This is a genomic window from Methylobacterium thuringiense (assembly GCF_022179645.1).
Classification (GTDB): domain Bacteria; phylum Pseudomonadota; class Alphaproteobacteria; order Rhizobiales; family Beijerinckiaceae; genus Methylobacterium; species Methylobacterium thuringiense.
Genome location: NZ_BPRA01000008.1, coordinates 314,817 through 329,365, shown reverse-complemented (window position 1 = coordinate 329,365; position 14,549 = coordinate 314,817). Strand labels below are relative to the sequence as shown.

Annotated in this window: 11 protein-coding genes and 3 pseudogenes; 3 read left to right on the top strand and 11 right to left on the bottom strand. The window is 57.0% G+C overall.

The window, feature by feature from the left end; genetic code table 11:
- Nucleotides 1–39: 39 nt before the first annotated feature.
- The 4 genes from tnpB (MFF07_RS10385) to MFF07_RS22520 are packed head-to-tail and all read right to left on the bottom strand — an operon-like array spanning nt 40 to nt 1,472.
- On the bottom strand, nt 40–387 hold the full coding sequence (gene tnpB / locus MFF07_RS10385) for an IS66 family insertion sequence element accessory protein TnpB (protein ID WP_056483226.1): 348 nt from the start codon (nt 385–387) through the stop codon (nt 40–42).
- Entirely contained in the window at nt 384–785 is a 402-nt protein-coding gene (locus MFF07_RS10380; protein WP_238231817.1) for a transposase, read from the bottom strand. The genes tnpB (MFF07_RS10385) and MFF07_RS10380 overlap by 4 nt, the downstream gene beginning before the upstream one ends.
- Nucleotides 786–829: 44 nt before the next feature.
- Entirely contained in the window at nt 830–1,009 is a 180-nt protein-coding gene (gene tnpB / locus MFF07_RS22690; protein WP_373322306.1) for an IS66 family insertion sequence element accessory protein TnpB, read from the bottom strand.
- 55 nt (nt 1,010–1,064) lie between these two features.
- A complete protein-coding gene (locus tag MFF07_RS22520) occupies nt 1,065–1,472 on the bottom strand; it encodes a transposase (protein WP_373322303.1) in 408 nt (135 codons plus the stop codon).
- Here MFF07_RS22520 and MFF07_RS22685 point away from each other — a divergent pair.
- On the top strand, nt 1,451–1,642 hold the full coding sequence (locus MFF07_RS22685; RefSeq protein ID WP_373322305.1) for a transposase domain-containing protein: 192 nt from the start codon (nt 1,451–1,453) through the stop codon (nt 1,640–1,642). The genes MFF07_RS22520 and MFF07_RS22685 overlap by 22 nt on opposite strands.
- 534 nt (nt 1,643–2,176) lie before the next feature.
- Here the strand turns inward: MFF07_RS22685 and MFF07_RS10365 are convergent.
- The 6 genes and pseudogenes from MFF07_RS10365 to MFF07_RS10340 all read right to left on the bottom strand — a co-directional run bounded on the left by MFF07_RS10365 (nt 2,177) and on the right by MFF07_RS10340 (nt 11,363).
- Nucleotides 2,177–3,892, bottom strand: coding sequence for a glycosyltransferase family 61 protein (locus MFF07_RS10365; RefSeq protein WP_238231816.1), 1,716 nt, complete (start codon nt 3,890–3,892; stop codon nt 2,177–2,179).
- On the bottom strand, nt 3,886–4,710 hold the full coding sequence (locus tag MFF07_RS10360; protein ID WP_238231814.1) for a class I SAM-dependent methyltransferase: 825 nt from the start codon (nt 4,708–4,710) through the stop codon (nt 3,886–3,888). The genes MFF07_RS10365 and MFF07_RS10360 overlap by 7 nt, the downstream gene beginning before the upstream one ends.
- Entirely contained in the window at nt 4,700–5,614 is a 915-nt protein-coding gene (locus tag MFF07_RS10355; RefSeq protein ID WP_238231812.1) for a DUF4214 domain-containing protein, read from the bottom strand. The genes MFF07_RS10360 and MFF07_RS10355 overlap by 11 nt, the downstream gene beginning before the upstream one ends.
- 235 nt (nt 5,615–5,849) lie before the next feature.
- The gene (locus tag MFF07_RS10350; protein WP_238231811.1) at nt 5,850–9,896 is read right to left on the bottom strand and encodes a glycosyltransferase; all 4,047 of its coding nucleotides are present in this window, start codon (nt 9,894–9,896) and stop codon (nt 5,850–5,852) included.
- A gap of 452 nt (nt 9,897–10,348) precedes the next feature.
- A pseudogene (locus MFF07_RS10345) lies at nt 10,349–10,571 on the bottom strand (IS3 family transposase); the annotation flags it as partial.
- 162 nt (nt 10,572–10,733) lie between these two features.
- Nucleotides 10,734–11,363: pseudogene (locus MFF07_RS10340) on the bottom strand (transposase).
- Nucleotides 11,364–11,615: 252 nt separating this feature from the next.
- Here MFF07_RS10340 and MFF07_RS10335 point away from each other — a divergent pair.
- Both MFF07_RS10335 and MFF07_RS10330 read left to right on the top strand, forming a co-directional pair.
- Nucleotides 11,616–12,926, top strand: coding sequence for a UDP-glucose dehydrogenase family protein (locus MFF07_RS10335; protein WP_238231846.1), 1,311 nt, complete (start codon nt 11,616–11,618; stop codon nt 12,924–12,926).
- Nucleotides 12,927–12,982: 56 nt separating this feature from the next.
- Nucleotides 12,983–13,960, top strand: a complete 978-nt coding sequence (locus MFF07_RS10330; protein WP_238231809.1) for a UDP-glucuronic acid decarboxylase family protein — start codon at nt 12,983–12,985, stop codon at nt 13,958–13,960.
- Nucleotides 13,961–14,342: 382 nt separating this feature from the next.
- Here the strand turns inward: MFF07_RS10330 and MFF07_RS22515 are convergent.
- Nucleotides 14,343–14,549, bottom strand: a pseudogene (locus MFF07_RS22515) (transposase); the annotation flags it as partial.

Genomic DNA, 14,549 nt, shown 5'->3' with positions numbered 1-14,549 from the left:
GAGGGAATCACATCCTCCTGCAAACGCAAGCAAAAAGGCCTATCCGATTGCCGTCGGACGCCAAGTCTCCACCGGATTGCGCCAGTCGATCCCGGAGAGCAGATACCCCATCTGTGCGGGCGTGATCGCGACGACCCCGTCGGCTGGGGACGGCCACAGGAAGCGGCCCTTCTCCAGCCGCCGCACGTAGAGGCTCGCCGCCTGCCCGTCGTGCCAGATCACCTTCAAGAGGTCGCCCCGGCGCCCGCGGAAGCAGAAGACGTGACCGCCCAGCGGATCGCGCTTCAACACCTCCTGCGCCAACAGCGCCAGCGAGGCGAACCCCTTCCTCATGTCGGTGTGACCGGTGGCCAACCAGACCTTTACCCCGAGCGGAACCGGGATCATCGCAAGCCCTCGAGGCCGCGCGCCAACGCGAGCATCGCGTCGACCTCGATGCCGCCTTCGACGATGATCCGGCGGCCGGCGGACAGGACGATCTCCACCCGCGGCGACCGCTCCGGCCGCGATGCCGGATCCCGATTCCTGCTCGCGCCATCCAGCACTGGTGCCGGCAGCGGTGCCGGACGCGACGGCTCCGGATCCGACGCGACCGCGACAGCCAGGAAAGCGCCACAGGCCGGCCGCGCTTCCAGCCGCTCACGCCAGCGATAAATCTGCTGCGCCTGGATGCCGTGGCGCTTGGCCGTCGCGATCACGTTGCCGCTGGCCTGGGCCTCCGTCACGACAGCGCGCTTCTCCTGAACACTCCAGCGGTGGCGCCGGACGTAGCTCGCATCGTCCACCCGAGCATCTCCAGCAGTGATGCCGGCACCGATGCCGGATCAGATCACCGAAAAGCTGGACGCCGACAGACCTCTGAACAAGACGGCCTTCGCCGTATGCGTACGGCTCGCTTCGAGCGGAACACGTAGACCGTGCCGGAGAACGGATCCGCGCCCATCGCATCCCGTACCATAACGGCCAACCCGTCCATGCCCTTGCGGAAGTCCACTGGCCGCGTTGCCATCATCACGCGCACCGTACCGGACGGCCCGATCATGCCGAGCCCTTCAGCGCCCGGATCACCGCCGCGATCTGAACTCCGCTCGCGCCCGGTCCGACGCGGACCGCGACGCCGGAGATCTCCAATTCGATCCCAGTGGCGGCCGGATCGCGCCGTCGCGCATATCGGGACCGATTCGCAGGTGCAACGAGCGGCTCAGGCGTCGGCTCCGCGACGAGAGGAGGAAGAATCCAACCGCTGTGGGAGCCCGCTCGGCCTCAAGCGCGCGCCGCGCCTCCCGCCGCCAGCCAAACACCTGTTGCGGCGTCAGCCCTTGGCGGCGGGCCACCACCGACACGACCGCGCCGGGCAGAAGCGTCTCATCCAGGACCGCAGCCTTGGCGTCGGCCGACCAGGCCCGCCAACCACCTGCGCCGTTGATGAACTCCAGCCGCCTCGGCTCAAATCTACTCTCAAATCCAGACACGAGCCGATCCCCACGCCCCCGGCAATGGACATCAGCATCCAAACTCGTCACGCCAACCGAAAGGGCGGCTCCAGACACCGCTTACCATCGACACGCAGGCGTGGCTGGTCGACGTGCTCCCGCGGCTACCCGACCATCCCGCCCGGCGCATCGACGATTTGCTGCCGTGAAACTGGACCGAGCCTCAGCCCCGGCAGATCGCCGCCTGACACACGCCGGAACCAAGACCGCAGCCTTCACCGCAGGCGTACGATGTGCGCGCACTCTGGCCGCGTCGTTCGTATGCGGATCGCCATCGTAGGCCCTTGACACCACATCCCAGAGCTCAACCGCCGGCTGCGGTCCTCATCGCCTTCGTATGGGACGATCGTCAGGTCAACGGGCTCGAAGCGGAGACGGCCGAAGCCGCGCAGAAGGCCAATCCGGCTGCGCGCGCCATTTCAACCTTGGGTTGCAGTACGCAGTACGCAGCCGCAGTCTATCGGAAAGGCCTAGCCAAGCGCAGATTGGTCTATACGATTAGTCAATCCGAAAACTACTACGACAAAGCCAAGGACGCACTTAACAAAATAGCTTCTCCATCTCGCAAAGGCCACCATGGCGGGCGTACTCGGCCGGCAGATTTAAATCTAGCGTCATCAGGGGTAGCCCACATTACATCGTCTTCGAATTTGCTGTAAACAACTTACCATTTCGAACTATATTCAAAAATGTTTCTCGATCACTCGCTGTAATTCTACACAGTCGACGATCATATCGCGCGATCGCTGAATTTCAGTATCAGGATACCCAAGTTGCCGTAGCTCACTCTCGTAAACTTCAGAATAGGAATCTTCACAGACAAGGATTGAAGCACAATGGCCGGAAATCTTCAGCATGTCCGCGATAAACTGATGTGCCCAACTGTTTTCAAGCACGACAGCATTAGCGTTCGGCGGGGCAAATACCATGTTAGCAAGACCCGCGCCATGTGGAGCGACTACGAAGGTAACCTCACGGAAAAGTGCGATTTGTTCGTCCATCGACATGCCACCAAGTTCCACCGCTTCAAACCCATGGATCGAAAGGTAAGCAATGACCTCCGCTTCGTTGATGACCTTCCGGCGCGGTGTACTTGCTGCGCGCGCATCTGCACGCGAAATATAAATTCGGCGCTCTCGGGTCGGTGGCCCGATTAGCAGCTTTGCCCGATACCAGTCGGCGACAGCGGGCGTCAATTCGTGATGAGAGAAAAAGCTTGGTATGATCAGATTTGAGAAACGGTAAGCTCCAACCTCCGGCACACGAACAAAATCAATCTCGCGTCCAAGCAGGCGTTCGATCAAGCTAGTCTCTTTGTGGGTAAACCGGTTTGAGATAGCAATTCGAGGATATTCGCCGACCAGCATCGCCACTCGTGGATCATCGAGCATTTTAAGCCGCGGTAGCCAATTTAGTAGCAAGTGGTAGTGAGCTGCATCGCCTCCGAGAAGAAACGTGAAGTGCCCGGCTGATGGTATATTGAAAACAGGTCCTGCAGCTCGAATCGTCCAGGAAGCTCCAAACTCTGGCCAGCACTCTACAAGATGGGGTCGCTCACGTTCGACATAGCCGACTTCCTCTATATATAGGCGATCAGCAGTTAGAACTTTCCAAGAAGCGGATGGAAGCACAATTGCATGCGAAAGCGCAGCAAATTCCAGTGGGCGAGCGAGCGGGTTATAAGTCCTTGCATGCATGTCGAAGATGGTATCGGCTTCTTGATGCCGCCCGAACTCGCCTCCTGTTGCCGCAGCTGCCGTACGTAATGACACGACCTCAACCCGCTGCGCCATCAGCGGCTCCAGAGTTTCGACGGCAAATTTGTTCGGGAGACCAATTGCCTCCCGGAATGCCCGCAAGATCTTCTCTGCCAGGCCCGTAGGAAGATTACCTCGCCAAACTAACCACGACCTCGCAAATACGGATGGTGAGAAATCATCTCGCGCTACGTCACCAAGAAAAGTCATGCCATTGAGTATAGGATCAGACAATATTTCTTGATTGAGTAACGCGCTTTCCTCAGACGACAAAGCCAACGCAATCACGAGAACCGGTCCCATGACGGCCTCTCCTAGTGTTGAGCGGAAGGCCTGCCAGCCACCACCGTTCAGCACACCGAATGTTGCTGAACCCTCATTCTGTGAATTAGAAAACCGCTCTCGTGTAATCTGGGCAAATTCGGACAGAATGGCGGAATGTCTGGTATCGACGCTGCTACCGGCCACATGTACAACCATGATACCAGCCGATTTAGCCGATGCGACCGCGGCGAGTTCTGCCACCACCACTTCGAAGCTGATACTCCTTGCGCTGAGCTGTGCCGCAAGCACTTCGCAGGCGTTGGACAGCGGAATCGCTGGGCTTGGCCCTTCCTCACGGGCTGGCTGCAGCGTCACCATGCCTTGACACCCACGAACTGGACGCCGCGCGTGACGAGTTCCTCAACGCCGTACCCGATGGCTCGGCAACGCTCGAAATTTGGATGGCGAGTCGCAGGTTCGTCGTGAGGGTCTGTGCTCCAGGATGCAAACGACGAGGTCAGAAATTGGTCTTTATAATCTTCCAGAAAAAGCCTTTTATAATAAGAAAAAGGTTTTCTGTTCATCGCAGTCTCAAAAATATGGATGTCGGTTTGGGTGCCGCCCAGTTCCAAGACCAGCGCACAAAATTCCTCTGCACTTGTCAGAAGATGTGCCCAAGGCTCGAAATTAAGATGCGGCAAGTGATGGCCCCAAGGCGAGTTCCAGATCGGATCAAATTGGAGATATATTGGAGCCCCCTTTCGAGCTACTCGCACTGCCTCGGAGAGGGCCAGTAATGGATTAGGAATGTGCTCAAACGCATTGATGCTGAAAACAAGATCAAAAAGACTATCTCGATAGTGAAGCCGCTGTGCATCGCAATAATGGAAATCGACCTTGCTTAGATCCAAGTGTCCACCATGAGCCTCGGACCGTGATGCTCTTTCCCGAGGATTAAATTGCTCGTCGTCTAGATAGTTAATGATGTCTATGGCAATGACATTCTTGATGCGGTCCATCAAGAATGGAAGATGATCACCATAGCCTCCACCGATATCTAGTGCGAACGCATAGTGATCATGCCGGCCCAAAATAAAATCGATCAGATCGAACATGTTGTGTGCTTCGGTTTTATGACGAAGAAGGAAATCCTTGTCGTCAAAAACTTGCATTACAGCGGTATCATTATCTGACATTTGAGTCCCCCAAGCGTGAATAATTTTCGCGAATAGTCCGATATTCTTCCGAGGCCATGAAATTGGCGACAAGATCTGAAGGTTTAATGGTTTTCAGATTTAATGCTGAAATATGGTGTTCAAGACCAAGCTCATCCGGATCTCGCTTAAGGAGAATTCTATAAAGAAGAATCAAAAATATTTCATTATCGTTTTCTGTGAGCAGCTCAGACATTATTGCAGAAATCTTTTCAGCCGCTCCTCGATCAGTAACTTCGTCTGCTGCTGTTAACAACGGGAGTAATCGTTGGTTGATTTCTGCTGTGTCGATCCCTCGGGATATGAGCGCCCGATCGTAGTTATTTTCGACCGATAGTGTGTCTGGAGCCATTGGCCTATGTTCGGCACACGGTATGAGCGAAAACGCGCGAATCAGGGGAAGAGCCATATAGCTCCCATCCATCACCCTCAAGGTCGTCTCGATTGCCAGGATCTCAGCACGGATGAGCGTCGTCGGAACGCGCCTGACGAGAGGATTACGGATGAGTGAAGGCTTCTGTCCAGACTGCCCATTCTTGTGTTGTAATCTACGAGCGACATGGCGAGTAAAAGATTGCATATCAGTCGGCCGCCGAAGAAGTGCTTTGAGATAGATGAGAATTTCTTGTGGCTTTGGCTCAGCTCGACAGTGTTTAAGATAGGTACGGATGACCGTCAGCGTTGGGCTTCCGGAGGACGAGCGCGAGTTGGGTCCACTAACCCCAAGAATACCATAAATGCGGCGCCAATCCGGTTGCTGGCTGGTGCGCAACGCCTGATGCATAGTCTGCATCATATTATATAGAGAAATATTTTGGACGCGCGCTTGCCAGTAGGTTATTTCGTCTTGGGTCGGCTGAGTACCGAAGATGATCCAATGCGACAACTCGATTGGGTTCGGTAACGGCTCCTCACTGCCTCCGGCAGGGCTATACGGAAGCTTTGCTCCCGAGCTGAGCCAACGGCCGAGTGGGGACGCCTTTTTGCCAAAGTGGTTCACTGGACCGAATCTCCCGTCGTGCGAGTGTCGACGGACAAGCAGTAGTATCCCGTCCGATCAAAACGAACCTGCATTCTTGCGCGGTACGCCGCGTCCAACCAAATTGATGTTAGCTCCCAGATCACGCAACAGCCTCATCAGAAACACGTCGGGCCATCACCTCGCAACACATCTGCTCGAAAGCCGCGCCGATTACCGACCAGTCGTAGCCAGCCGCCTCTTGGTAGCCGGCTTCTGCGAGCGCGCCTCGAAGTGCACTATCGGCGGTGAGGATTCGCATTACGCTCGCAAGGTCGTCTCGCGATGCAAGCAGTCCGGTCTCTCCGTGCCGAACCAAATCCTGAAACGCAGCACAGTTACGGTTGGCGATTACCGCTCGCCTTGCGAGCCAGGCCTCAAGGATCACCATGCCGAAACTCTCACTTGAGCTCATGTTTGTCAGGAATAGGCACGCGGCGAGCGCGCCCCGGACGATCGTCCGGGGTTGCTGCCCCAGATAGTTGACGTGCGTATCTGATATCGGCGCTCCATCATCGTCTGGCCCGATCATCACGATACGAAGACCTGCTTCCTTAGCCGCATCGATAATCCAGCGATAGTTTTTCGCCCCTGCCTTGCGTCCGAGTACAAGTACGAAGGGTTCAGCCCCGGGGTAAATTCTCCGGAACGCCTGGTCGTCGCTGACCGTCGGCACCTCCACAACGTCGACCCCGGGGCTGTGGTAATGTACCATCGGATTGAGGCGCCTCAGATATCGCACTGCTGCTAAGGGGGCCGCCAAGACAGCGGAGGCCTGCTGCACTGAGGCGACCATGTCTGGAAAGTGGTAGTAGTCGTCATCTAGGTGCGCATGTGGCACAAGAACTGACGGCACGCCTTTTGCGGCAGCGATCTCAAGGCTGCGCACGACGGGGCGGAAGATGTTGTTGTGGGTCAAGAGCAGATCATAACTTTTAACATTCAGCTCAATCCAACTCTCTAGAGCTGATGAGAAAGGCCCCCGTACGTCGGTGAGTGAGCACCCACGCCTCGTCTCCCGTGCTATCTCGGCGAGCCTCTCGATCGTATCGTCGGGGTCGGCAGACGGCATCGCCTTGACATTCCGCGGAGGTATCGGTTGCCCATTAAACGCGATCACTTCGGCAAAAACGCCGAGTGGTCGCGGATCGGTTGTGGGCGGCAGTTCGCTGCTGATCCTGAGCGAGAATACGCCGGGCGCGAGGTCCATTTCCAATTCGAACCGGCCATTGATGTGACGAGGCCCGAAGGCGGTTGCACTATCGCTCGCACTCGATATCACGCATGCCGCCGGCGCAAGACCGGCCAGCGTCAGCCGTCCGGCCTCAGGCGCAAATAAGGCCGCCTCGGTCGAAAGCCAGCAACCCTCCACAGTCGCTGTTCCTTCCGCAGTGCTCCAACCCCACAGAAGCAAGGGCTCGCTCCCGTTCAGCTCGGAGAATGATCCAACAAGCACACGCTCGAAGGCAGCCTGCGCCTCCCACATGCGCACAAGCGTCTCGGAGATGCCCTTTGGTTGAGATGTATCCAAAGGAAATCGAGCCCAATGAACGTGGGGCAATCCAAAAGGTCCAGAGGTCAACGGATCGCTGGCATACGTTCCTCCGAATCGACCCTCTTCGCCTATGGCATCGACATCAGGAGCGACAATGTCGATGTCGTAGCGACCGGTGCGTGCAAGGATCTCGATCAATTTCAGAAGATGCACCTCGGCTCCCCCTCGCGGCGGATAAGTCAGCCGATAGGTCACAAAGAGAATCCTGCGCCGAGGAACCGGAAGCGCACTGACCGCATCGGCAAGGGTCTGCCCAAGCGCGGCCGCATCAAAGTATTTTTTGAACAGGTACTTTCGGGACGCGATACCCATAGGATCAGCAGGTACGGCGAGAATTCGTTCGACTGCTTCAGCAAAGCCTCCAAGTTCGCAGACCTCCACCTCCATGGCAACCTCGGCTGGAAAGCCGCGCATACCGAAAGAAGTCGAAACGACAGGCAGTCCGTGCGAAAAGTAATCTGCTATCTTAACATTCGAGCCCCCGCCTGTGTTGACTGGATTTAGAGCTAGGCGGCAAGCATGTGCGAATGCAATTTTGTGGGGCTCGTCAAGCCTACCCCAGAGATGAACGTTCCCAGGTAATCGTGATTCTAGCCCTTCGCAAACACTTCCAATCAAGTGAAACTCGACATCCGGCAGGCTTGGCGCAAGTTTTTCGACAATAAAAATACATGCTAGTATATTTGGCGGATGAGACGAGCCAATAAAAATACATGACCGATCGGCAACCTTAATTGAAATTGATGCGGCTTCATTAAGGTATATTGGATCGGATGGTAAGATCCCATTGGGAATGACAATAGTGGGAACTGATGATTTTCGCCCAGCTACCATTTTGGCGGCATCATCTTCGGATACACAGACGACTAACGCTGCCCGACACATGGCATCGTCCTCGGCCGCAATAACTTTTTCAACGAGAAAGTCTCGTGAGGGGTGCTGAGCAAGAATCTCTGCCTTCAGGGACGCCTCGTGATTCTGCGACGAGTAAATCCAAACATCTTCAGGCCCAACAAGACTGGCCACGTAGATATGATCGGTAATAATGCAAATAGTCTGCTTCTTAAGTAATTCAACGAGTTTTACCAGAAAATAGTTTGATTGGTGCATGTAGAGACCGACAATATCGGCGGCTGAGAGATGATACTGCCCTTCAATGCGTGCTTCCTCAACGCGATGATCTTGCGCTTTTGGAACTTTAAATATCGTCATGCCTTGAGCGGATCTATCAATCGTCCACTCTCGCGAGTCGGTCAGCACGACGTAGAACACCTCACGCTCATGGCGCATGCGCTCGTAAAGGCCGCGGATACGCATGGCGCCACCACTTTTCATCAGCGAAAAGTCGTAGTCGTTGATAGCAAGCACAGGGGCGGCCGTACGATGCCGGCGTTCCTGACTTACGACCTTGATCTCGTCCGCGAATTGCGTTGCTATAGACGTCCACGACAACGATTGCTGGAATCGCAAGCGGCCAGCTCGCCCGATCTCATTCAGTCGTGAAGGATCGCGGAGTGCGTCTGCCAACACTGCCCCAAAATTCTCCCTGTCGGCTTCCAAGTACTCAAACCCTGGCGCCAAACCAAGGCCACGCACGCCAAACCGGGTCGACAAGACCGGGATTCCGTAGCTCAGGTAGTCAGTAAATTTCAGATTCGATCCGCCGCCGGCAACCATTGGGTTGAGGGCAATATCGCACGAGCGTAATAGCTCACGCTTGGTTTCATCCGAAACGAAACCTTGTCGCCGGACATTGGACGGATAGCAACCTTCAGGAAGGCAGTTGCCCGTGATCTGGAAGGTAACATTAGGAAGCTCTGGTGCCAGTTTCGTGGCGACGAAGTGGGCCGCTTCTCTATTGGGCTGATGACTGCTTCCAACAAAGATCGCCTGCGGCTGTCCGTGCGTGGGCTCTTTGCGCATTGTGCGGTGATTATTTCCGCCGTTCGGCACCAAGATCTTTCGGATCTGACGGTCCGTAAGGCAAGCTATCAGATCCATGTCCTCGGTCGAGCAGGTAGTTACAAGATCGACGCAAGCAAGCAGCCTGAGCTCAGCTTCGCGCACAAGGTCACGAATTGGCGCCGCACTCTCGTCTGGATGCATCTGAGCATAGAGTTGCGTCTCGCAATTGTAGGAATTGTAAATACGGGGAATGAGATCTGCCCCCGCCATCACGTCGTAGCTAATAGTAAAGGGCGAGTCATGGATAATGACGTCTGCGCCTTCATACTGGTCAAAATAGACTTGATGCATTTCGTTTGGCGTAAAGCCTGCCTTATAGACCATAGGACCCGAAACGTCGGCTCCGGAATTGGAAAAGGCGCTGAGCTCCGTAAAGATCTGATTGACCGCCGCAGGCTTGCGAACGCGGATCTCTCGAAAATTGGTGCCGTGACGGACCGTCGTGGTCGGCAAGTCCGACCAAGCCGAACTGATCAGTCGCACCGAATGGTGATGGCTCAGCGCAGAATAAAGCTCGAAAAGGCGCGTTTCACCGCCACTCGTTGGCGGCACGTTCGCGGGAAAGAATGATAAAACAAGAAGATTAAGCCTCGGGCTTTTTGCCCCATCTCCCTTCAGGACGGACCGCATTATGAATGCTCTTCTTTGCGATTTGAGCCGGCATCAGCGCCAATCTTAGATGGGCCCATCAAAGACAAGTCATCCGTTGCACTTATGTGCGTCTTTTCGCGATGTCTTTCGATGCAAATCATCATATTTCTATGTCCATTTTCTGTCTCAATAAACATGCTTTAGGTCATAACATCGCTATGACTGCAGATTATTCTCACTTGGAGATAGAGAGCAACAGTAAGTTCAGCTCGACGTATTTCCAAAAATACGGCGATTGTGGCGGCTTGTAGGTCATTCGGGCTAGCCTTTTCAAGATGTTTGTTTCAATCTGCGGTCGGTGCCGTTTGTCAGCTGGATCAATCCATCTGCTCTGTACGCTCTGGACCGCTCCAGGTTTTTCGAAGGCCATTTGGTTTGGCTGAGGCGGCCAACGCTTCCACTTTGGTCTGAGAAATGTGGCGCGCTTCGGCCTAAGCGGTAGCCAAGTTTCCCCTCGGTTCGAGAAAGCTGCGGGGGAGGTTGTACCAAAACATTCCATCTAAGAAAGGCGAGCTCGACCGCCTCGATGGACCGTCATGGGCCGCGCCGATGGATCGCTTCGGCCCCAAACAGGCGGTCGATTGTCTCGGCAAGGGCGTCGTCATAGTTACCGGCGACGCTGCCGACGGACGGCTCAACGTCTGCTTCCGCGAGGGCTGATGCCGAACAGGTTGGATCGTAGGCGTGGTATTCAGCGGCGTTGAAGCAGTTGCAGCAGGCCTGTGGGGTGAAGGTGTCGAAGGCTGACGAAATCGTCGTTTTCAGGTTTGGAGCAGCCTTGCGCGGCTCGGCTTTTTTTAGGCTTTGGACTCATAGCTAGTAGCTGACGGTTGCGGCGAGGCAGATGGTGGCGAAGAAGTTGGCGCACTGATCTGGCGTAATGGTGTCGAAGAGGTGTCCGATGGCCGACCAGAGGGTTCTCGACAGCGCGCTCGGTCGCTTTTCGCAGCATCGCCTTAAGTTTTGAGATGGGCACCTCGATCGGGTTGTGGTGGGGGCTGTAGTGCTGTAGGGGCATGAAGCTAGTGCTCGCGATTTCGATGCTGGCGCAGTTGGCCTGCTTCTTGTGACTGCCGAAATTGTACATTACGACGATGTTGCCGGACGGGAGGGAGGTCGCGAACACGCGATCGACGTGGGTCTGGAACGTCACGCGGTTGTTCGGTCCGTCGGGTACGATCATCGTAGCGACTCGCGCAGGCGCAGACCCTCCACAAAGCTTCACAGCGATCCCAGCCCGACCTTCAGGTCGCACTTGGATGGCAGGCGGGCCGCGAAGGAAAGTCTCGCGCGGGTCGAGCTTCGACGTGCGAGGGCGGCCCTGGAGGCACGCTGCCACCGTGCCGGTTGTCTCGACGGTGTTCATCTAGCGAATCGCCGTTGCATGGCCGACCTTGAGCGCGCCGCCGTCGGACGGCGCGAGGTCGCCGCTGCCGCGTTCACCATTTAGTCTCGTAGATCCAAGCTATAGAGTTGGTCTATGCTTCACTCCGCCTCCGGAGCGACCGATGAATCAGCTCGCCAGCGACCTGTGAACCTAAACCCAACTCCCGCCAAACCCAAAACGCTCAAAATCCATCGCCTCGCATAACCACAATGAGCAGAGCCAATAATCCCCTGCCGCTTAACACCTGTTGCCAAGCAGCCCGTATTCAACGATTGAAAGGCTTGAAAAAGACCATCGGGAGCTGAGTGCGTATGCGCATTGCGATGATCGGATCGGGCTATGTTGGGCTCGTCTCCGGGGCGTGCTTCGCCGATTTCGGCCACGACGTGATCTGCGTCGACAAGGACCCGGCGAAGATCGAGGCGCTGCAGGCCGGCCGCATGCCGATCTTCGAGCCGGGTCTCGACGCCTTGGTCGGCGACAACGTCCGGCAGGGGCGGCTGTCCTTCGTCACGGAACTGGCGCCGGCGGTGGCGGGAGCCGACGCGGTGTTCATCGCGGTGGGCACGCCCTCGCGGCGCGGCGACGGCTTCGCCGACCTCTCCTACGTCTACGCCGCGGCCCGCGAGATCGCCGGCGCGATTTCAGGCTACACCGTGGTCGTCACCAAATCGACTGTGCCGGTGGGTACCGGCGACGAGGTCGAGCGTATCGTCCGCGAGGCGGCGCCGGACGCGGATTTCGCCGTGGTCTCGAACCCGGAATTCCTGCGCGAGGGCGCGGCGATCGACGACTTCAAGCGGCCCGACCGTATCGTCATCGGCACCGAGGACGCCCGCGCGGTGGCCGTGATGAACGAGGTCTACCGCCCGCTCTACCTCAACGCCGCGCCGATCCTGGTCACCGGACGGCGGACCGCCGAGCTGACGAAATACGCGGCCAACGCCTTCCTGGCCACCAAGATCACCTTCATCAACGAGATCGCCGATCTCTGCGAGCAGGTCGGCGCCAACGTGCAGGAGGTCGCCCGCGGCATCGGCCTCGACAACCGCATCGGCAAGAAATTCCTCCATGCCGGCCCCGGCTACGGCGGCTCCTGCTTCCCGAAGGACACGCTGGCACTGGTGAAGACCGCGCAGGACCACGGCGCGCCAATGCGGATCGTCGAGACGGTGGTGGCGGTCAACGACCAGAGGAAGCGTGCCATGGCCCGCAAGGTGATCACGGCCTGCGGCGGCTCGGTGCGCGGCAAGACGATCGCGCTGCTCGGCCTCACCTTCAAGCCGAACACCGACGACATGCGCGACGCGCCCTCGCTCTCGATCGTGGCCGGGCTTCAGGATGCCGGCGCGCGGGTACGGGCCTACGATCCCGAGGGTATGGACCAGGCCCGGCCGCTCCTGAACGACGTCACCTATGCACAGGATGCCTATGATTGCGCCGAGGGCGCCGACGCCCTGGTGATCGTCACCGAATGGAACGCCTTCCGCGCGCTGGACTTCGCGCGGCTGCATAGTGTAATGATCGCCCCTGTCTTGCTCGATCTGCGCAACGTCTACACTAGAAGCGTCATTGAACTGCACGGGTTTTATTACAACGGAATCGGAACGACTCAGCGTTGAGGCGAACTGCGCCCGCCTGACCGAAGACGTTTCTTCGAACAGTAAGGAAGTACGACGTGCGCTATGACAAGACCAAGAAGATCCTAGTCACGGGCGGGGCGGGCTTTCTCGGCTCGCATCTCTGCGAACGGTTGTTAGGTCAGGGCCACGAGGTCCTGTGCGTCGACAACTTCTTCACCGGCACTCGCCGCAATGTCGCTCATATGCTCAGCGAGCCGCGCTTCGAGCTGATGCGGCACGACGTGACATTTCCCCTCTACGTCGAGGTTGACGAGATCTTTAATCTGGCCTGCCCCGCCTCGCCAGTCCATTACCAGTTCGATCCAGTGCAGACGACGAAGACCAGCGTGATCGGTGCGATCAACATGCTAGGCCTGGCCAAGCGCGTGAAGGCCAAGATATTCCAGGCCTCGACCTCGGAGATCTACGGCGATCCTGAGGTGCATCCGCAGCCAGAGGAATACTGGGGGCGCGTCAACCCAATTGGCTTCCGCTCCTGCTACGATGAGGGTAAACGCTGCGCCGAGACGCTGTTTTTCGATTACCACCGCCAGCACAAGCTGTCGATCAAGGTCGTGCGCATCTTCAATACCTATGGTCCGCGCATGCATCCCAACGATGGGCGCGTGGTCTCCAACATCATTCTGCAGGCACTGCGCGGTCAGGATATCACGCTCTATGGCGATGGATCGCAGACGCGCTCCTTCTGCTACGTGGACGACCTGATCGAGGCGTTCCTGCGCATGATGGAGACTGGACCAGAGGTGACGGGTCCAATCAACATCGGCAATCCGGGCGAGTTCACGATCCGGCAACTGGCCGAGATGGTGATCGACCTGACCGGCTCGCGGTCGAAGTTAGTTCAGTTACCACTACCTCCGGATGACCCTAAGCAGCGCCAGCCGGATATTTCAAAGGCGAAGCAAGGTCTGAACTGGGAGCCTAAGATTGCGCTGCGCGAGGGCTTGCAGAAAACAATTAAGTATTTTGAAGAGTTCAGTAGTTATCCTCCGGCACAGTTTGAGGCATTGTGAATTGGGTTACCCGCGGCGACTGCATGGATTGCTGATGCAGTCCCGAAGATTAGGATTATTTTGTGGTGGGCGACAGAGCCAAAGACTTAAATGCTACAGGCGCTGCTCAATCTTTTCGCGTTGCTTGATGTAGAAGTGGGTCACAACTCCAACGTGGCCCGTCGGCAGGGCGAAATTTTCTCTGGCGGTTGAACTCTGGCGGAAAGGGTGTGGGACTGGAGAATTTCGACGCAGTGCGGATCCGGTCAGCCTATGAGGATACGCCCGGACATCTCGTTCACATTGATTGCCTTAGATAGGAAGCTGTTTGTAGCTTTGGTCGCCGATAGAAGCACACCCCGGGAGTATGTCTGGTGTGTCTGCATTGTGCCGTGGGATGTGCCCAACGGCTGATACCGCGCTGCACTTTGACGCCATCGCCGAAACGTTCTGGCAGAATGCGCCAGGCGATGCCGGCCCGGTAGCGGTACACCACCGCCTCGACGAACCGGCGGTTGTCCTTGGCTGTCACTCCGACCGAGCCGAGCCGGCCCGACAACAGATCCCGGATCCGATCCCAATGATCGTCACGAAGGGCATAGCGGCGCAG